At 37.0% G+C, this 20,473-nt stretch carries 18 protein-coding genes; 9 read left to right on the top strand and 9 right to left on the bottom strand.

Annotation, left to right across the window (positions count from 1 at the left end):
• Positions 1 to 25 precede the first annotated feature (25 nt).
• Together SB717_RS19890 and SB717_RS19885 are read left to right on the top strand one after the other, a co-directional pair.
• Positions 26 to 661 carry a YigZ family protein gene (locus SB717_RS19890; RefSeq protein ID WP_074681790.1) on the top strand — a complete coding sequence of 212 codons (636 nt, stop codon included), beginning with the start codon at positions 26 to 28 and terminating at the stop codon, positions 659 to 661.
• Positions 662 to 856: 195 nt separating this feature from the next.
• Complete coding sequence (locus SB717_RS19885) at positions 857 to 1,855, top strand: LCP family protein (protein WP_028412005.1); 999 nt, start codon at positions 857 to 859, stop codon at positions 1,853 to 1,855.
• A 38-nt stretch (positions 1,856 to 1,893) separates the two neighbouring features.
• On the opposite strand, the gene SB717_RS19880 is transcribed toward SB717_RS19885, so the two are convergent.
• Positions 1,894 to 2,946, bottom strand: coding sequence for a glycosyltransferase family 4 protein (locus SB717_RS19880; RefSeq protein ID WP_013059776.1), 1,053 nt, complete (start codon positions 2,944 to 2,946; stop codon positions 1,894 to 1,896).
• A gap of 628 nt (positions 2,947 to 3,574) precedes the next feature.
• Here SB717_RS19880 and SB717_RS19875 point away from each other — a divergent pair.
• Positions 3,575 to 4,108 carry an NfeD family membrane protein gene (locus SB717_RS19875; protein ID WP_410904529.1) on the top strand — a complete coding sequence of 178 codons (534 nt, stop codon included), beginning with the start codon at positions 3,575 to 3,577 and terminating at the stop codon, positions 4,106 to 4,108.
• A 20-nt stretch (positions 4,109 to 4,128) separates the two neighbouring features.
• Positions 4,129 to 5,658 carry a flotillin lipid rafts scaffold protein FloT gene (gene floT, locus SB717_RS19870; RefSeq protein ID WP_410904528.1) on the top strand — a complete coding sequence of 510 codons (1,530 nt, stop codon included), beginning with the start codon at positions 4,129 to 4,131 and terminating at the stop codon, positions 5,656 to 5,658.
• Between the two features lie 36 nt (positions 5,659 to 5,694).
• On the opposite strand, the gene SB717_RS19865 is transcribed toward floT, so the two are convergent.
• The 3 genes from SB717_RS19865 to galU all read right to left on the bottom strand — a co-directional run bounded on the left by SB717_RS19865 (position 5,695) and on the right by galU (position 8,883).
• Positions 5,695 to 6,402, bottom strand: a complete 708-nt coding sequence (locus tag SB717_RS19865) for a WecB/TagA/CpsF family glycosyltransferase (protein ID WP_410904526.1) — start codon at positions 6,400 to 6,402, stop codon at positions 5,695 to 5,697.
• A gap of 66 nt (positions 6,403 to 6,468) precedes the next feature.
• Positions 6,469 to 7,752 (bottom strand): nucleotide sugar dehydrogenase, encoded by a 1,284-nt coding sequence (locus SB717_RS19860; protein WP_028412002.1) that lies wholly within the window; start codon positions 7,750 to 7,752, stop codon positions 6,469 to 6,471.
• A gap of 246 nt (positions 7,753 to 7,998) precedes the next feature.
• Positions 7,999 to 8,883 (bottom strand): UTP--glucose-1-phosphate uridylyltransferase GalU, encoded by an 885-nt coding sequence (gene galU, locus SB717_RS19855; protein ID WP_028412001.1) that lies wholly within the window; start codon positions 8,881 to 8,883, stop codon positions 7,999 to 8,001.
• Between the two features lie 241 nt (positions 8,884 to 9,124).
• Between galU and SB717_RS19850 the strand changes: the two genes are divergently transcribed.
• The 3 genes from SB717_RS19850 (at position 9,125) to SB717_RS19840 (ending at position 14,654) form a co-directional block, all read left to right on the top strand.
• Entirely contained in the window at positions 9,125 to 10,687 is a 1,563-nt protein-coding gene (locus SB717_RS19850) for a replication initiation protein (protein WP_410904525.1), read from the top strand.
• Positions 10,680 to 13,310, top strand: a complete 2,631-nt coding sequence (locus SB717_RS19845) for a DEAD/DEAH box helicase (RefSeq protein ID WP_410904524.1) — start codon at positions 10,680 to 10,682, stop codon at positions 13,308 to 13,310. Before SB717_RS19850 ends, SB717_RS19845 begins: the two co-directional genes overlap by 8 nt.
• Before the next feature lie 297 nt (positions 13,311 to 13,607).
• Positions 13,608 to 14,654, top strand: coding sequence for a C40 family peptidase (locus SB717_RS19840; RefSeq protein ID WP_410904523.1), 1,047 nt, complete (start codon positions 13,608 to 13,610; stop codon positions 14,652 to 14,654).
• Positions 14,655 to 15,139: 485 nt separating this feature from the next.
• Here the strand turns inward: SB717_RS19840 and ssb are convergent, their stop codons facing one another.
• Complete coding sequence (gene ssb / locus SB717_RS19835; protein ID WP_074681804.1) at positions 15,140 to 15,502, bottom strand: single-stranded DNA-binding protein; 363 nt, start codon at positions 15,500 to 15,502, stop codon at positions 15,140 to 15,142.
• 96 nt (positions 15,503 to 15,598) lie between these two features.
• Between ssb and SB717_RS19830 the strand changes: the two genes are divergently transcribed.
• Positions 15,599 to 16,036 (top strand): YwpF-like family protein, encoded by a 438-nt coding sequence (locus tag SB717_RS19830; protein WP_074681806.1) that lies wholly within the window; start codon positions 15,599 to 15,601, stop codon positions 16,034 to 16,036.
• A 523-nt stretch (positions 16,037 to 16,559) separates the two neighbouring features.
• Positions 16,560 to 16,982, top strand: coding sequence for a helix-turn-helix domain-containing protein (locus tag SB717_RS19825; protein WP_029715129.1), 423 nt, complete (start codon positions 16,560 to 16,562; stop codon positions 16,980 to 16,982).
• A 28-nt stretch (positions 16,983 to 17,010) separates the two neighbouring features.
• Here the strand turns inward: SB717_RS19825 and fabZ are convergent, their stop codons facing one another.
• From fabZ to mreB, 4 genes are all read right to left on the bottom strand, one after another.
• Entirely contained in the window at positions 17,011 to 17,445 is a 435-nt protein-coding gene (gene fabZ / locus SB717_RS19820) for a 3-hydroxyacyl-ACP dehydratase FabZ (RefSeq protein ID WP_013059788.1), read from the bottom strand.
• A gap of 83 nt (positions 17,446 to 17,528) precedes the next feature.
• Positions 17,529 to 18,350, bottom strand: coding sequence for a flagellar hook-basal body protein (locus tag SB717_RS19815; RefSeq protein ID WP_410904522.1), 822 nt, complete (start codon positions 18,348 to 18,350; stop codon positions 17,529 to 17,531).
• 23 nt (positions 18,351 to 18,373) lie between these two features.
• Positions 18,374 to 19,198, bottom strand: a complete 825-nt coding sequence (locus SB717_RS19810) for a flagellar hook-basal body protein (RefSeq protein WP_410904521.1) — start codon at positions 19,196 to 19,198, stop codon at positions 18,374 to 18,376.
• A 114-nt stretch (positions 19,199 to 19,312) separates the two neighbouring features.
• Complete coding sequence (mreB, locus tag SB717_RS19805; RefSeq protein ID WP_074681812.1) at positions 19,313 to 20,314, bottom strand: rod shape-determining protein; 1,002 nt, start codon at positions 20,312 to 20,314, stop codon at positions 19,313 to 19,315.
• Positions 20,315 to 20,473 lie beyond the last annotated feature (159 nt).

Genomic DNA, 20,473 nt, shown 5'->3' with positions numbered 1-20,473 from the left:
TATAACGCTAAGGAGGATTTTTTGATTGTTATCACAATATTATACCGTAAAACAAGAAGGTTCACATGAAATCACTATTCAAAAATCTAGATTCATTTGTCATATGAAACGTGTAACAACTGAGGAAGAAGCTCAGCAATTTATTCAAGACATTAAAAAACAGCACTGGAATGCTACTCATAACTGTTCAGCTTACCTAATTGGAGAACGAGATCAATTTCAAAAAGCAAACGATGATGGAGAACCAAGTGGAACAGCAGGCGTACCGATGTTAGAAGTGCTTAAAAAGAGAGGCTTAAAAGATACGGTGGTCGTCGTTACGCGCTATTTCGGAGGCATTAAATTGGGCGCAGGTGGCTTGGTGCGCGCGTATGGAAAATCCGTTTCCGAAGCGTTAAATGAATTAGGTACAGTCAAACGAACTCTCATGGCGGTTATGCATACAACCGTTGACTATACATGGCTTGGAAAATTAGAAAATGAGCTTCGCAGTTCCGTTTATCTATTAAAAGAAATCCACTACGCAGACATGGTAGAGATTGAAACATTTGTAAAAGAAGCTCAAACAGAAGCATTTACTGAATGGATGACTGAGCTAACAAACGGTCAAGCAGATATTCGAGCAGGTGAGACGACCTATTTAGAAGAAGATGCAGAATGAATTATTTACTCTTCTTAAAAAACATTGTACAATTGATAAATAGCGCAACTATTCTGATGGTTGCGCTACTTGTCAATGAGTAAAAACCTCGTAAAGACACATAGCTTTGACGAGTTTGATTCATACATTCCAATTTATAACACATACTAAGTGTCACAATAAATGTTCGAATATACGAATAAAAGGAGAAACCGTATGGCTCAATATAGACGTTTTCAAAAAAGAGTAAACAAACGGAAAAGAAAACGAAGGCTTTTTACATTTTTTCTGTTACCTATCCTTATTTTAGGGCTTTCTGCAACCGCTTATGGATCTTATTTATTTGTTAAAGCTAAAACAGTAGCTTCTGATTCTTATGAAGGACTCGGAGATCGCGATAACTCTCCTATGCGTGATCGTAAAATCGATCCCAAAAAAGATGATATATCCATTTTATTTATGGGCGTAGATGATAGTGAAACCAGGAAGTTCGGAAAATCAGCCCGTACAGATGCTTTGATTTTGGCGACCTTTAACGAAACAAATAAAACCGTAAAGCTTGTAAGCATACCTCGAGATTCGCGGGTTTATATACCTGAAGTGAATAAAAAAGATAAAATTACTCATGCGCATGCGTACGGAGGTCCAAAAGCAACTGTAGAAACGGTAGAACAGCTGTTTAATGTCCCTGTTGATTACTATGTTAAAGTGAATTTTAAAGCTTTCACAGACATTGTAGACTCACTTGGGGGAATCGATTTTGATGTACCTTATGCGATGAGTGAAAAGGACTCAAAAGATCGTCATAATGCTATTGTCTTAAAACCAGGAAACCAACATTTAAATGGCGAAGAAGCGTTAGCTGTTGCTCGAACACGAAAACAAGACAACGATATTGAGCGAGGAAAAAGACAACAGCAGTTGATCGAAGCCATGATTAAAAAAGCTGCTTCTATTGGATCACTAAATAAATATGGCAACCTTATCGAAGCTGTTGGCGATAATATGAAAACGAATTTAATGTTCGGTGAAATGCTTTCGTTTTATGATTATGCTTCGAAAAAAGTAGACATCGAAACCATTAACTTAGACGGCAGCGATGAAAAAATTAACGGCGTTTACTACTTCAAACTAGACAATGATTCAGTGGAAAAAGTAAGTGAAAAGCTCCGCAAGCATTTAGGCATTGAATCAACTTCAGATACAACAGAATAATTAAAAAGACCTCTTGCATATCCAAGAGGTCTTTTTAATTAATTTTTTAAACGAAGCCCACGAACCATGTTGAGAATCGGCCTATACGTCTTATCAACTAATCCTATCTTTTCAACGATAATTTCAATCGCCACAAGGAGGATAGCTAGTACAAGAAAAGAACCCCACATTGTTTGTACCTTTGAGAAGATAACTGCCGCTAAACCAAATATCGCACTCATTCCATAAATAATTAAAACCGTTTGTCTATGGCTGTAACCTAAGCGCAACAAGCAATGATGCAAATGAGATTTATCAGGAGCCGATAGCGGTTGATTTTTTACGATTCGGCGAATAATAGCAAAGAACGTATCTGAAATTGGTACCCCTAAAATAATAACTGGAACAATGAAGGAAATAACCGCTACATTTTTAAATCCTAACAGAGACAATACAGAAATCATATAGCCTAAAAATAGTGCTCCTGTATCCCCCATAAAAATCTTAGCGGGGTGAAAGTTGTAAAACAAAAATCCGAGCGTACTTCCCAATACAATGAAACCCATGCTTGTCACAAACACATTGCCCATCATAATAGCCATACCCGAGATGGTAATCAATACAATAGAGGAAACGCCGGCAGCTAATCCATCCAATCCATCAATTAAATTAATAGCATTGGTAATTCCTACAATCCATAATACCGTAATTGGAATACTTAACATTCCGAATTCTAATTTTCCGCCAAACGGCAAGTTAATGAAGTCAATTTGGACTCCACCGTATACAACAACAATTAATGTCGCTACTAGCTGACCGCCTAATTTGATTTTAGCGGAGAGCTCAATCATATCATCTAAGACACCGGTAATGATGATAATAATGCTTCCGATTAAAATCGGCAGCGCATATTTACTGTCAGGCTGTAAAACGAGGTATCCAATAAGAAAACTAAAAAATATCGCCAAACCTCCAAGGCGAGGCATAATTTTTTGATGAACTTTTCGTTGATTTGGTTTATCCGTTGCACCTATTTTAAACGCCAGCTTCTTAACCAGCGGAGTGATCAGAATAGATGTAATAAAACAAATAAACAAGGTCAAATATAGCATGGAGACCCTCCTCAGGTTTATGTTAACCAAAACCATAAAAAATGTATCCAACTTTATATAATTGGATAGTATTTCAAATTGCGTATAACAATAATTACTTACTTATTCCCAAAATGGATTATATCACAATGATTCTACTACTTAAATAGAAATTTATTCTCAAAAATTAGCACATTTACAAACTATTAATAGAAAACAACTGTATTTTTTGGTGTATAAACAGCTGATTTACTGTATTTTTATGTGGTTATTTTATGTAGAACATTTTCTTTACTATATTTTATTAAAATATAAGCGAACTCCCCCCTTTTCGTCTAATTTATTCGTCATCTTTAACTCTTTTTCCTTTTTATTAAGCATATTTAAACCTTTATTTTTATTTCACATAGCCCCACTCATTATATGAACAAACTTTTGACCTATGCATGTCTACTACTTCAAACCGCATTTACTGAATCGTTGTCCTTATCTTATATCATTTAAAAGTTAAAATATAGTGAAATGGACAGAGATAAAATTAAACAAAAAAGGAATTTAATCAAAAAAATGAAACTTTTTTCAATACGGTTCGTAATACATAGTAGAAACAGCATCAATCATCTTACATAAAGGAGGTGTTGAATGAACTATGCTCGGTCTATCTGTTCAAACAGTGTATTTGTATGGATTAATTATCTGCGGAAGTCTAACCTTCTTATACATTTTATTTAGCGATTTGTTAGATGGATTATCTGAAGCGATACCTTTTTTTAACCCCTCTCTTCTTTTTTCTTTTTTAACATTCTTTAGTGCCAGTGGATATTTGTTCACCTATACGTCATTGCAAAATTATTGGATTATTTCGATTTCCGCTCTTATTGCCCTTCTACTCGTTATTTTGCTCAACGTTTTCGTATTGATTCCTTTATCATCGGCTGAAGAGTCTCTTGCTTTTACTGAAGATTCGTTAAAAGGAAGACTTGGTACCATTATTACTTCCGTTCCTGCAGATGGTTATGGAGAAGTATTTATCGAAGGGGTTAGCGGCACGATCTCCAAACCCGCTGCCAGCTTTAAAAAAACTGCTATACCTTTAGGCAGCAAAGTGCTTGTGGTAGATATACAAAGAGGCAACGCACTCGTTGTGATTTATGAAGAAGTTATGACCAATCAATCATTATAAATAGCATTAGGGGGAGTTTTATGTTTTCAACACCTATATTAGTTGTCCTTGGAATTGTTGTTTTTTTATTAATTGCGCTGATTGCCGTATTTATTACAAAATACCGTACAGCAGGTCCAGATGAAGCGTTAATTGTAACAGGGAGCTATCTCGGAAATAAAAACGTACACGTCGATGAATCCGGAAACCGGATTAAAATTGTTCGCGGCGGCGGTACGTTTGTGCTGCCAGTTTTTCAACAGGCTGAGCCTCTGAGCTTGCTATCAAGCAAACTGGAAGTGTCTACACCTGAAGTATATACAGAACAAGGCGTTCCTGTTATGGCTGATGGGGTATCAATTATCAAAATTGGAGGTTCTATTTCAGAAATTGCAACGGCCGCTGAGCAGTTTTTGGGCAAAGCAAAAGAAGATCGTGAAACCGAAGCTAGAGAAGTCTTAGAAGGTCACCTTCGCTCGATTCTTGGTTCTATGACGGTAGAAGAAATTTATAAAAACCGTGAAAAATTCTCTCAAGAAGTACAGCGCGTAGCTTCACAAGATCTAGCTAAAATGGGATTAATTATTGTATCGTTTACAATTAAAGACGTTCGGGATAAGAACGGCTATCTAGAATCGCTAGGGAAACCTCGTATTGCTCAAGTTAAGAGAGATGCTGACATTGCAACAGCGGAAGCTGAAAAAGAAACAAGAATCAAGCGTGCTGAGGCTCATAAAGATGCCCAAAAAGCGGAGCTTGAGCGAAATACAGAAATCGCGGAAGCTGAAAAAATGAATCAGTTAAAAACCGCTGAATACCGCCGCGAACAAGATATTGCCAAAGCTCGTGCTGACCAAGCATATGATCTAGAAACAGCTCGCGCTAAACAAGATGTAACAGAACAAGAAATGCAAATCCGCATTATTGAACGTCAGAAACAAATTGAATTGGAAGAAAAAGAAATTCTTCGTCGTGAGCGTCAATACGATTCTGAAGTAAAAAAGAAAGCAGATGCAGATCGTTACTCTGTTGAACAATCCGCAGAAGCTGAAAAAGCAAAACAGCTTGCTGAAGCTGACGCCAACAAATATCGAATTGAAGCAATGGCTAAAGCTGAAGCTGAACGCGTTCGAATTGATGGGTTAGCAAAAGCTGATGCTCAGCGTGCCCAAGGTGAATCTGAAGCTGAGATTATCCGCTTAAAAGGTTTAGCTGAAGCAGAAGCTAAACAAAAGGTAGCTGAAGCATTCGAGCAGTTCGGTCAAGCGGCTATTTTAGATATGATTATCAAGATGCTTCCTGAATATGCAAAACAAGTCGCAAGTCCTTTAGCAAATATTGACAAAATTACGGTTGTGGATACAGGAAGCAACGGTGAAAACAGCGGAGCTAATAAAGTGACTGGCTATGCAACAAACTTAATGTCTTCTCTTCAAGAATCTCTGAAAGCATCATCAGGTATAGATGTGAAGGAATTAATTGAGAACTTTTCTGGAAAAGGAAATGTGCGACAAAGCTTGCATGAACTAACGGATGAAATCAAGCAACAAAACCAAAAAGAAGATATCTAAAAATAAAAAGCATGCGGATATAATCCGCATGCTTTTTTAACCTCTTAACACTCGAAGAAGAAACCTAGGTAATTCTAACTGACGCTTCCATCTCCATGGTTCTTTTAACAATCGATAAAGCCACTCTAAACCAAACTTTTGAAAAACAGCAGGCGCTCGGTTCAATCGTCCTGAAATAACATCGAACGAGCCTCCTACGCCCTGATAAACAGAAGGATTAAGTTTCTCTTTATGAGCAATAATCCAATTTTCTTGGGCTGGGCTGCCTAAAGCCACAAAAACAATTTCTGCTCCTGAATCATTAATCGTACGTTCAATCACTTCTTCATTTTTTTCGTAGCCATTTAATGTTCCAACAATTGAAATCCCTGGAAACATCTCTTCCAACTTAGCTTTGGCTTCATCTGCAATTCCAGGCTTGGCTCCGTATAAAAAAATTCTTTTACCATTATTCGTTGCTTCTTTACACAGCTTCAGCATCATATCAATACCCGTTACACGCTCACGAATACGCCCCTTTTTGAGCTTTGAAGCTAAAATCACACCGATTCCATCTGGAATTTGATAAGTCGCCTGATTTAATAGTGACTTCAATTCCCTGTCTTCTTGTGCTTTCATAATCTTTTCAGGGTTGATTGCTACAATAAATGATTTTCGGCCTTTATCTATATCCTGAAGTAACTTTACCGCTAGCTCATCGTACGTGTCGCTACAAACGTCTATTCCTAAGATGTTTTCCTTCATTAAATCACCCGTATGTTGATTTTTTAGTTTTTTACAAACGAAAGACAGGCTGTTCAGCCCGTCTTTTTATAAAGTAGAAACTTTTGAATCACCAAGTAACACTACGTCAAAGCCTGCTGCTTTCCATTGATCACGCTGAATGCAGTTTTTCGTATCAAAAATAATCTTTGTACGCATATGATTTTCAACAGCTGATGGAAGAAGCTCTTTAAACTCATTATGATCTGTTAAAATAAGAATCACATCTGCATGTGCAACAGCTTCATCCAAACTTTGCGTTTGACGTTCGATTTTATTCTCTTTGATATGAGGATCAAATGCTGTGTAATCAACACCTAGCTTTTCTAAGTGATGAAGCACATCCGTTGATGGACTTTCACGCATATCGTCAATATTTCCTTTAAAAGCTAAACCTAGAACAGCGACACGTCCATGTTGAATGCCCTTTTCATCTAGTAGGCTTTTCGTTTTTAATGCTGTATATTCAGGCATTGAATCATTTGTCTGACGAGAAAGAGAAATAATTTTCGCCAGTTCTGGCTGAAGCTCCGTTAAGAACCAAGGGTCAACAGCAATACAGTGGCCGCCTACACCAGGACCTGGTAAGTGAATGTTTACACGTGGATGATAGTTCGCTAACTTAATCGCTTCCCACGCATTTACACCAATTTTCTCACTAATTTTCGCCAGTTCATTGGCAAACGCAATGTTCACATCACGATATGTGTTTTCAATTACTTTCACCATTTCAGCTGTTGTAGCGTCCGTTACGTGAATATTTCCTTTTACAAATGTTTTATAAAGTTCAACAGTCAAACGACTAGACTCTTCGTTAATACCACCGACAATACGGTCATTATTTACTAGTTCCTCAAATACTTTTCCTGGAATAACGCGTTCAGGTGAATGAGAAACAAATAGCTCACTGCCTAATTCTAAACCAGTTTCTTTTAGCACAGGTAGCATAACATCTTCTACTGTACGCGGAGGAACTGTGGATTCTAAAATAACTAAATTTCCTTTACGAACGTAAGGAACAATCGATTTTGTCGCTTCTCGAACATAGTTCAAGTTTGCCGTTTTATCTTCATTAATTGGTGATGGCACAGCAATAATAAAAATATCCGCCTCTTCAGCTGTTGTGCCTACCGTAAAGTGGCCGTTGTCAACTGCTGATTCTAAACGTTCTTGTAAGCCGTTTTCTTCTATATGAAGTTGCTTATTTTTAATTAATTCTACTGCTTTTTCATTTACATCGACACCATGTACATATAAGCCGTGATTAGCAAACATAACAGCTGTCGGTAAACCTATATATCCTAAACCAACTACACACAATTTCTTTGTCATTGCAGAAAATCTCCTTTATATGACATGCTTAATAAATAAAACCTATCTGATATTATATCGAAAAATGTCATTTCATGATAGCATTTATATAAAAACATGAAATAATTTCTTTTACTTATTATTATGTAACATTTTATGAGAATTCATCAATAAACGATATAACCATCTTTTGTACAACGGGCTCTAACCCAAAAGAACTATTGAAAATCTCCATGATTCCCAATAGTTCCCCTAGTAAATATATTTTTACATATGCCCTTCTTTTTCGACAATTTCTCTAAAATAGCTCACTAACTCTTCTCGCAGCGGTTCTCTTTGTAAGGCTAAATCAATTGTTGCTTTAATGAACCCAAATTTATCTCCGACATCATAACGTTTTCCTTCGAAATAATAAGCAAGTACACGTTGAAATTCATTCAGACGTAAAATAGCATCTGTTAATTGAATTTCTCCTCCTGCACCAATCTCTTCTCTGCTTAAGATATCAAAAATTTCCGGTGTTAAAATATAGCGCCCCATAATTGCATAGCCTGAAGGGGCATCTTCTGGATTCGGTTTTTCAACGAGCGTTTCTACGTCTAATAATCCTTTTTCAAGAGGCTCTCCTTTAGGACCTACAATTCCGTACTTTGAAGTTTCTTTCCTAGGCACCTCCTGTACACCAACTACAGCGCATTCATATTTTTCGTATACGTCCATTAACTGTTTCAAACAAGGTGTTTCTGATTGAACTACATCATCGCCTAGCATAACAGCAAACGGTTCATCTCCGATAAAACTTCTTGCACAGTGAATAGCATGACCTAACCCTTTAGGTTCCTTTTGACGAATGTAGTGAACATTGGCCAAATTCGAAATCCCCTGCACTTCTTCAAGCATGTCCCACTTTTCCTTTGCGGCTAATGTTTCTTCTAACTCATATGATTTATCAAAATGGTCCTCAATTGCTCGTTTTCCGCGACCGCTTACAATTAAAATATCTTCAATACCTGATGCTACTGCTTCTTCCACAATGTATTGAATCGTTGGTTTATCTACAATTGGCAGCATTTCTTTAGGCTGTGCTTTTGTAGCCGGCAAAAAGCGTGTTCCTAATCCAGCTGCTGGAATAATAGCTTTACGAATTTTCACTTACTTTTCCTCCTGTCAATGCCAATCGTGCTTATTGGTTATAGTATAGTAAGTCTTCGATTGAGTATGTACACAAAGTCATGTTGAATCCATTTCTTTTTATAAAGAGTCATGTTGGATTCTGCTTTATCATAACAAAAGATTTTGTATAATTCTATTTTTATCATTTATAATGAAAAGAAAATTAATCACTTATAAATATAATTTTATGTTCCACTTATGTATAGAAAGGAATGGGATTATGAGTTCGTTTTCAGATCACTTACAGCACCAATTTATACATCATTTCCCGTACAGTGATGCACGCTATCGTACAAATGCCCAAGCAGGACTAGACCTTTACCGCACCCATTCATTCTTCATTTTGCACAATGATGAACAGATATTAAACGTTAAAATTGATTCGTTTTATGTTGAACTAAACAAGCAGCTGCTTCCTGAAAGTACCTGTTCTTGCCAGCATCGCGGATTTTGTGAACACTGCTTTGCAGCGTTTTTTTATATGTATTCATTAATAGAACCGCTTTCGCCCCTATTCAAAGAATGGCGAAACCATGAAAAGGCAGCTTTGAGTATGCTATCTGCCAAACAAGTGTTAAAAAAGCCGAAGGCAACTTTTCAAGAGTGGAGACAAACTTTTGAAGAGCAGTATACGCTTTTTATGCAGGGGCGAAACGAAAAAGACCGTTCCATTTATCATGAATACTATCAATATTATTACCGTGCCTTAGTGAAAAAGGCTCCTGAGCATCCATTGCTTTATGCTTTATTTTGTATGTATGGAGCGGTTCATTCATTCAATAAACTATCAGCTCAATTACAGACTCAGCAGCTTTCTACCAACATCGAAGAATCTTTTGTATATAGTCACGTATACAAAATAACAAATGAAATTTATGCTACCGCTGATTCATTAAAGCAAACGAAATACGATCGGGATGCATTATCTATTATAGAGGACAGCATTCCATACATCCGAGAATTATTGCATAAAGATATGCCTTTACAATATGAGCGTATTGAAATTTATCGCGTTATTTGGCAAAAAGTCTTCACGTTGGAAAGATGGCGAAAAAACGAGGAACGCGAATTAAAAGCCAAGCATGGTTCTTTTATAAATAATACAGCTCTTTCCTATCTTTTATTTCTTCAAGAAAAAGATAGAGAAGCAAAAGAACGTTTGAGCGATGAAACATTACAAATGATTCCTTATCTTATCCCTTGGTTAAATGATTTATTGCACGAAAAAGAAACTGACCGCTTTGCTCAGTGGGGCTCTTATATAATGGCTTATATAGGAGATTACGTGCGCACCGTTCCGACTACTTATCAAGGAAGCCGAAACATGGTATCCATGATTGCAAATTTATTTCAGCACTATAAAGACTTAACGAACGATCAAACTTTGTATACCGAAGCATTACAAACGTTACTTCCCTATAGTTTTATTGAGTATAGTGATTTTTTATATGCTTCTGACCAATTGAAAAAGTGGGTTGAATTACAGGTGCTTCTTCAATATGACAGCATCAAATATGACGAGCAAACGATAGAAGCCTTAAAACAAAAAGATGAAAAGCTGATTATCCCTCTTTATCATCAAATGATTTCAAAGCTGATTTATGAAAAAAAGAAAAGCAGTTATCACGAAGCCTATATCTACTTACAAGAATTAAAGAGACTTTATCTACAAATGAATCGCTCTCTACTATGGGAACATTATATAGAAGAATTAACGATAAAAACAAAGAAACAGCGCGCATTTCAACAACTATTAGAAAAAGGAGATTTACTGAATGTTTGATTTGTTTCACTTAACACTTGAAGTCGAACCTGTACACGATGACTTTTTTCTCTACTGTGTATCACCTAGCGGCCAAATTTTGCTCCCTGATACATGGAAAGATGCGCTGTTTCTATGGCATGAACAGACCTATTATGGAAGCGAAGCTACACAGGTTGAGATTAATGGAAAAAAAGGAATTCTTCTTTCTGCATGGCAAATGTTCACTTTCATACAATTATCTATTCAACAGCATGTGTTGAAACCGGCTTTGTCCGCTTCAGCAGAAGCTTATCAGCAAATTGCAGTCGATATGACAAAGAGGATTATCCAAGGGAAATTTCATTCTCTTCCTTTAAAAAAGCAAATGACTGGATCGCTTTCACAAGCTGATGAGCAAGAGTGGCGAGCACAAATTAAAGAGAGCCTATTAAAAAAAGAAGGAAAAGACTTTTTAATAAGCATAGAAGGCGAGAGCTATAATCCTCCCTTTGACCTTTCATTGCGTATTGTAGAGCCAACGACCGATGGAGATGTATGGACGGCTGAAACATTCGTGATTCCCCACGATGAAGCCAAAGAACCTTTTATACTGGAAAGAACGCTTCCTAAAGAGTGGAATCACTACGAATCATATATCGCTTACGAACACGAGCGATGGAAAGCATTGGCTCCTACTTTATACCAAAAAGGAGCGTTTATTCAGTCTGTCCTAACAGATGAAGAAGTATGGGAATTTCTAACTCAAGATAGTGCAGCATTGATTAAACAAGGTGTCTCTATCCATTTGCCAAGCTGGTGGGAATCATTAAAAAAAGCCACCATAAAAGTATCTGGTACTATAGAAAATACTTCATCTGCATTATTTGGTAAACAAGCTATCAGCAGCTTCCGCTGGTCATTTTCTATTGGCAATCAAACTTTCTCAGAAGAAGAGTTTCGAAAATTAGTCGAACAAAAACGCCGATTACTATCTATTAACGGACAGTGGATTCAACTGGATTCTAGATTAATTAAACAAGCGCAGAAAATTGTTAAAGAAGCTAGTAAAAAAGGCGTCTCAATTCATGAAATTTTAAAAACGAAGCTAACCTACATGGCAGACAGTAAAACCGATGAAGAAGAGGTAAAAGTTGAGTTCCAACTCCCCGCTTCCTTTCAATCATTTATTACATCTTTAACGAATTTAGAACGGCTGCCAGAAGTTCTGCCACCTTTGACATTTAAAGGTGCGCTAAGACCTTATCAGCAGCAAGGCGTAAATTGGCTCATGTTTCTGAGAAAGTTTAACTTAGGAGGATGTCTAGCAGATGATATGGGACTAGGCAAAACCATTCAATTAATTAGTTATTTAACAAACATTCATAAGTCACATAGCTTTCCTTCTCTTATCATCTGTCCAACTTCTTTAATCGGAAACTGGGAAAAAGAATTCCAGAAGTTCGCCCCTTCTCTTCGCGTTCATGTTCATTATGGGACAAAAAGAGCCAGCGGAGATGCATTTGAGAAGACATGTGAAAGCACCGACGTTGTGATTACAACGTATCAAGTTGCCCTTTTAGATCTCGAATTGTTGAAAGGGTTTATGTGGAACAGCATTTCCTTAGACGAAGCACAACATGTTAAGAACCCGCAGACTAAACAGGCAAGAGCCATCCGGCAGCTGCAAGGAAGACACAAAATTGCGCTAACTGGAACTCCCATTGAAAACCGCCTGCTGGAACTATGGTCATTATTTGAGTTCATAAATCCCGGTTACTTAGGCACAATCAATTCATTTAAAAACCGATTTGTAGCCGGCATTGAAAAAGGAGAGAAACCTGAACGAACGGTGGAGCTTAAAGCCCTCATTCAGCCTTTCTTATTGAGAAGAACAAAACAAGATAAAAACATCGCCCGCTCACTGCCTGATAAACAAGAACAAAAAGAATATATCCCGCTGACAGCGGAACAGGCTTCACTTTACCAGGAGCTAGTTCAAGAAATGCTTCAAGAAACAGAGGGAAAAACAGGATTTGAACGAAAAGGCCTGATTTTGCAAACACTAAATAAGCTAAAATTATTATGCAATCATCCCGCTCTGTACTTAAAGGAAAGTGCAGCTAAACAAACGGTACGGCGATCTCATAAAAGTGAAAAAATTATTGAACTCGTAGAAAGCATTCGCACACAGCAAGAAAGCTGTTTAATCTTTACTCAGTATATTGAAACAGGACTCATGCTGCAAAGAACCTTAGAAAAAGAAATCAACGAGCCGGTTTTATTCCTTCACGGAAGTTTGTCAAAAGAACAAAGAGATGAAATGGTTGCTCAATTTCAGGCAAGGAAAAAAGCCATCTTTATCCTTTCTCTTCGCGCAGGGGGAACTGGATTGAATTTAACAGCTGCAAATCACGTTATTCATTTTGACCGATGGTGGAACCCGGCTGTTGAAAACCAAGCAACCGATCGGGCCCATCGAATTGGTCAGAAAAAATTTGTTCATGTTCATAAATTTATTACAAGAGGAACGATTGAAGAAAAAATTGATGAAGTGATCAATCAAAAACAACATTTAAACAATGAACTCATCCAAGGAGATCAATGGGTAACAGAACTTTCGAATAAAGAGCTACAAGAGCTTCTTGCTTACAGAAATGAATAAGAAAAATTATAAAATAGGTTACATCGTTACCAAAAAGAGGACTTTTTTACTTGTCCTCTTTTTTTATTAGATCATTCGACACAAAAAAATAAGTGTAAATCGTTCTTCAACTACTGATAAAGATACAAAAAACGCGATAAATATCGTTTTTTTTATAAAAAGGTATTTTTATAGCGAAAAAGACCCTTTACTTTCTCTTTAAATTCCAGCATATTTATACATATAATATTTTTGTAATTTAATAGACATACTGGAAAAATAAACACGAAACATTTACATAATTAGGGGGATTTATTAATGAAAAAAAGGCAGCTCGCTTTATCTCTAGGGGCCATTATTGGCGGAACATTCTTATATCAAGCTTCAGCTGAAGCATCTGCTTCAACTGTTCAAGTGAAAGCTGGAGATACACTTTGGTCATTATCTACCAAATATCATACAACGGTAGAAGCTTTAAAAAACGTAAATAAGTTATCTTCAAATACAATTCACATAGGACAAACGTTATCGATTCCTTCTGCTTCAACCTCTCAAACATCTAATAAGGAAGAAAAGCCTTCAGCTCCCGCTACTGGTTCAACCTATAAAGTTCAAAGCGGCGATACCCTTTGGAAAGTGGCTACTCGTTTTAATATGAGCGTAGAAGAATTAAAACGTTTGAACGCTCTTTCTTCCAATATCATTTATATTAACCAAACGTTAAAAGTAAATGGAAGCAACAGCGCATCCACTCCAACTACGGGTAAACCAGCAGAAACTACTTCTAAGGATCCAAACGGAACTTACAAGGTTCAGCGTGGAGATAGCCTGTCTAAAATAGCTTCGGCATTCCACATGAGCGTCAGCGAATTAAAACAAATAAACGGATTAACGTCTAATACGATTTATGTAAATCAACAATTAAAGGTATCAAAAAGCAGTCAAACAACTACGCCAACTACAAAACCAAGTACATCAACACCTGCAACTTCTAGCGGAACATTAAATGTATCGCAAATGATTTCAGATGCAAAACGTTATATGGGTGTTCCTTACAAATGGGGTGGCACAACTCCTTCTGGTTTTGACTGCAGCGGATTCATTTATTACGTAATGAAACAACAAATTTCTACAACACGCTATACGACGGCTGGTTATTGGAGTGTATCAACACCTGTAAGTAATCCACAGCCTGGAGACTTAGTATTTTTTAATACATATTCTAGTGGTCCTACACATATGGGCATTTATCTTGGTAATCGCCAATTTATTCATGCTGGATCTTCTACGGGTGTAACCATTGCGAGCTTAGATAACAGCTACTGGAGCAAGCGCTACTTAGGTGCAAAAAGATTTGCTAAATAACTAATAGAAGCTGAGACAAAAGTATTTTAGTTGAAGGAAAATCCGAACGAGTTTGATGCTTGATGGAGAATCAAACTCGTTCGGATTTTTTCATTGGTAGGATGGACTCAGATTTCATATATGTAGATGCTTCTAGCTGTTGATTGGAGGGTAAGGCTCATCGGCCGCCCCGGGAAAGCGAAGACTTGCATGGAAATCAACAGCGGTGTAACAAGTCATCCATACCAGCTCATTTATCCCGTTTTGTTTGTCTTTAGATTGCATTGATTCAGTTATGCCTCAACCTCTTATATACAGCAAAAAAACCGGTAAATGATTTAACGGCTGAAATAGAGGAATAGTTCGGGGATAGTGAATACTTTAATTTTCTCTCTTGAGAACATAGAAAGAGCGTTGCTCTTAAAGAGGATCTATCTTCTATTATGATAGACAAGGGGAATTAAAACCTTAGCTGAACTAACCACCCCCTTTCATACTAGATAACTTTATTCTTCTTGGTGATTTGAACTAAATGAAGAAGAATCGGTTGGCTTTCCACTTAAAAATTTAACAGCATCAGCCACGACGTCGGTCATATATACTCGTTGCTGAAGATTATTTTCAAATGTACGCGTTTGTACACGCCCTACCACACCTACAACCGCTCCTTTATCACAGTAAGCAGCTGTATTTTCTGCATTTTTTCTCCACAGAGTAATGTTGACAAAATCAGCATCATATTCACCTTCAACATTTCGAAACGTTCGATTAATTGCTAAAGTAATAGTAGATACTGCAATCCCTTCATGGGTATATCGAAGCTCCGGTTTTTTTGTCAGTCTTCCTACAAGAACAATATGGTTAATCATAGTCTACCACTCCAACTGATTGAATAATGGGAATCTTTAAGCTCATTCATGTTATAATATGGATAACCTACTATTTACGTAAAGGAGGAAACATCAATGAAAACATTTAAACTTGTGTCATTTCAATTGGTTGATGATCAAGAAAAGCGCCAGTCTGTCTCACTAACTAACGGCCTTATTATTAATAAAGAAGACGGCGAAAATAACTGGATTTTAGAAGCAGTTATCGATAAGAAATGGTACGATGAATTTCATGTTTTGTTGAAAAATAAACAAAAAGTGACGGTAGAAGCTAAAATTACGAAAGAAACAAATGATCCCGCTACCTTTATGGCTACCGTGGCTTCCATTACTTCAATTGGTGAAAATCGTATTAGTTTGTTAATGAAAGGTGTTTTAAAAGAACGGAGACTTCATTATGCTGAAATGCTCTTAGAGGATTTAATTAACCAAGGGTTGTCAGGTGAAGATTTGCTTCAACAGTTCAAACTGCAGCTTCGAAACAGACCGGTAAAAAGTACATCTAAAAAATAAGCCAATTCATCTCAAGGTGTCTGTATTTAAAAGAGGGGATTATTGTTTGCTGTCTTTTTCGTTGGTCCATGAGAAGGGTAAAGAAAAGAGAACTCACTGGAGAGGTACCTTTCTTTTTTTCCTAAAAATAAATGAGCACAACTAGAACGTTTGAAGCGATTATCTCTTATACGAGCGCCTTGCCTTTTCAAATAAAAATTTGTCATTTTTTCACTCCTTTTTCTTTGTAATTCGTATATTAATGCATTTTTCTCCATTATTCAACCATTTTTTTCAATATACCGAACAAAAAATAGGATTTTTTTACTATAAAAACCTCTATTTTTGTTCTTTTTTTATATTCATGCAGAAAAAATAAGTCTTTTTAAAGAAAAAAAAGAAATAAAAACAGGTTTTATTCCCTTTATTGCAGAAAGTAAAGTATATGTGTTCCATATTGTGCGATTTCGGCATATTAGAAAGAATATGAACTAGATTCGAACAATAAGACATATACTTATCTTTACGAAATTAGGTGATGCATATGAAGGGTTTTGGAGAAAGAATTAAGCATTTCAGACTAAAAGGAGGGTTTTCACAAGAAGAATTAGCAAATCAATTAAATGTTTCGCGTACAACTATTTCGAAATGGGAATGTTCGAAGCAAACGCCTTCCATTTTTGACTTTCTATCTCTATGTAGTTGTTTTCAAGTTACGCTAGACCAACTTATTGACCCTTCCTCTTATAAACAAGATCATTTACATGATTTCCAACTTCTTTACTTAACAAGAAAACGTGAATCTGATTCACGCGACGACGCGATTTTAAAACTCATAGATAAACAGCCCTCATTGAAAAATTTGCTCTTACAATTTTCATCTCTGTCACCAACTCTTCAAAAAGAATTGCTAACGGATATTATACCTTTATTAAAGAAACTTTTTTCTGCTTTGCAGCGCCAATAAAAAAAGCTGCATCAGCAGCTCTTATGTACTATTCTTTTTTATCGCCTAAAGCGAACATAATATCTGTTTCGCAGACTAACTCTCCGTCTACAGTTGCGATACCTTTTCCCTTGCCAATAGATCCACGCGCACGTACAATTTCCACCTCTAAACGCAGTTGATCGCCAGGTCTTACTTGCTTTTTAAAGCGGCAGTTGTCAATGCCTGCAAAAAATGCTAAACGTCCTTGATTTTCTTCTTTTTTCAGCATAGCTACTGCTCCTACCTGAGCCAAAGCTTCTACAATTAAAACCCCTGGCATCACAGGATAGTCAGGGAAATGCCCGTTAAAAAATTCTTCATTGGCAGATACGTTTTTTAAACCAACTGCTTTTTTTCCCTCTTCCACTTCTAAAATACGATCGACCAATAAAAATGGATATCGGTGTGGAATAATTTCTTTAATTTGTTCAATATCAAGCATAAATAAGTCTCCTTTCAAACCGCATGTAACATACGATACTATTATCAATATACAGAATGCTCAATTGAGAAGCAACTACTTGCTTAAGCTCTGATTCCATTCACCAAGCCCATCATTTGGTCTGCAATTGAAATAGAGCGGGAATTAAACTGATATGCACGTTGAGCAATGGACATATCAGTGAGCTCTTTGCTCAAATCTACATTTGACTGTTCCAATTTCCCTTGCTCTACGCCTGCTGTGTCACGAGCTTTTCCAATCAAATCTGTAAACATATTCGGTTGGTTCATCCCTGCTGAAAAGGCAAATAAATTTTCTCCTTTAGCTTCTAGCATCTGCGGCTTTTGAACATTTGTTAACCCAAGGGTAAACTGTTCAACACCAGTGTTCGTAGTAACCGTTATCGTTCCACTTCCATCAATTTGTATATCTTTGAACGCGTTACTAAAAATAATAGCTTGGCCATTTTCCCCCAGCACATCCTGTCCAGACCCGTTTACTAATTTAACATTGTTCGGGCCTTCAGGTCTAAGGTGAAATGAACCATCTCGCGTATATTGTACAGGCTGTTGGGAATCGTTTACGGCAACTTGAAAATAAACGTTTGTGTTCGATGCAGCTACATCTAATAGTTTATCTGTATTCTCGAAAGCACCTTGCGTCATATTCAAACTCGTTTGATCTAAATAAGCACCTGTGCCTTGCCGAATTCCGGCTGGTGTAAGCCGCTTTTCTGTTCCCTTATCTTCTTGATTGTTTACTTGTTGATACAGCATATCATTAAATGAAGTAGCTCTCGATTTATATCCTGTCGTATTTGTATTAGATAGATTATGACTAATGACATCAAGCTGCTGCTGCAGCTGTCCCATCGTATTAGCCGCTGTTATCATTGTACGGTTCATTCTACTCATCTCCCCTGTTGCTTTTAACGCACGCGTCCAATTTCATTTGCCGCTTTATCCATGCTTCTATCGTAAGCTTGCATTATTTTTTGATTTGCCTCAAAAGCTCTGTAAGCCGTTAGTAAATCAGTCATACTTTGAGCAGCATCTACATTGGAACGTTCAACAAATCCTTGCTTTAACTGATAAGAAATGCCTGGGCTATTCCTTGCTGAAGGTAATGGCTGATTGTTCAACGTTTCATACAATCCATTCCCTGCCTTTTTAATCGTTTGTAAATCACTAGCATAAGCAATACCGATTTGTGCAATCTGCTGATTATTTTCCGTTACATTACCTTGTGAATCTACTATAAAGTTTTCACTTTTTAGTTGAATTGGCTGATTATTTGTATTTAATACATGAGCTCCGGTAGATGTAGTTAAAAACCCTTCTTGATCTAATGTAAAATTACTGTTTCTTGTATATTGAGGTGTATTATTAGGGCTTTTTACCGCAAAAAATAGTCCGCCCTCTTTTGTAGGCATATTTTGCTCCATCAATGCAATATCAGTTGATTGAGACGTTTGCTGAAGATCACCTTGTGTAAAATTTGGAACTGTTTCTTGCATATACACACCCGTATTAATCGTACCTATGTCTTTTTTGTTCTGAACAGAGACGTTACGGTCAGTGGGTAAATCTTCAGATTCCATTCGCTGCAGTAACATATCAGGAAATGCCTTTAACGTACCTTGATCTGCTTTAAATCCTGGCGTATTAGCATTCGCTATGTTATTCGTTAATAAGTCCGTTTGACGCTGCTGAGACAGCATACCCGCTGCTGCCGTGTAAAACCCTTTAAACATAATTCATCCTCCTTACAAGTAAACGTTGTTCGTTATAGCCGGCTGACAGAGTATAATAGATAAAAGAAGAGACTCCTCTGTATGAAACGAGCCAATAGAGGAGTCTTCATTTATTTAAACAATATTGCGACGAGATAGTTTATCAATATTATCGAGCATAATACCTGTTCCAACAGCTACACAACCCATTGGATTTTCTGCAATTAGCACAGGCACCTTTAATTCTTCCGCTAACAGCTGATCCATACCGTGAAGCAGTGCTCCACCGCCAGTTAAAATAACGCCTCTGTCTATAATATCGGCAGAAAGTTCGGGAGGTGTACGCTCTAATACACTTTTCGAAGCTTGTACGATGACGCTGACAGACTCTCTAAGCGCCTCCTCTACTTCTTCAGAATAAACAGTAACCGTACGAGGTAGGCCTGAAACCATGTCTCGCCCTCGAATGTCCAATTCTTCATTACGAGCTTTAGGAAACACCGTACCAATTTTCACTTTAATTTCTTCTGCTGTACGCTCTCCAATTAAGAGCTTGTATTTTTGCTTAATGTACTGCAAAATTTCGGCATCAAAATGATCACCAGCCATCTTAATAGAAGCTGCTGTTACGATATCGCCCATTGAAAGGACAGCCACATCAGTTGTACCTCCACCAATATCTACGACCATGTTTCCGCTCGGCTGAAAGATATCCATTCCAGCGCCAATAGCCGCGACTTTTGGTTCTTCTTCCAAATAAATGGTTTTTCCACCGCTCTTTTCAGCGGCTTCGCGAATTGCTTTTTGTTCAACAGAGGTAATATTCGTTGGACAACAAATTAAAATGCGAGGCTTGGATAAAAAACCTTTTACATTTAATTTGTTAATAAAGTGTTTGAGCATAGACTCTGTAATTTCGAAGTCAGCGATAACACCATCTTTTAAGGGACGAATGGCAATAATATTACTGGGCGTTCTTCCTACCATACGCCTCGCTTCTTCTCCTACTGCTAGCACTCTATTTGTATTTTTATCAATCGCCACAACAGACGGTTCATTTAACACAATTCCTTTGCCTTTAACGTGAATTAAGACGTTAGCTGTACCTAAATCGATACCAATGTCTTTTGCTAACATACCTTAAATCCTCCTTCTATTTACATATCTTTGCATGATAACCATTCTTTTTTCCTAATTTACTATTTTATCACAATTTGTATATGTATGTTGTTATTAGCAAAAATATTTATTATATACCTATTTTATCCAAAAAAAAACAAAATGCCCTATACTACC

The organism is Priestia sp. SIMBA_032 (genome assembly GCF_046535215.1).
GTDB lineage: Bacteria > Bacillota > Bacilli > Bacillales > Bacillaceae_H > Priestia > Priestia aryabhattai.
This window is presented reverse-complemented; position numbering and strand designations above follow the sequence as displayed.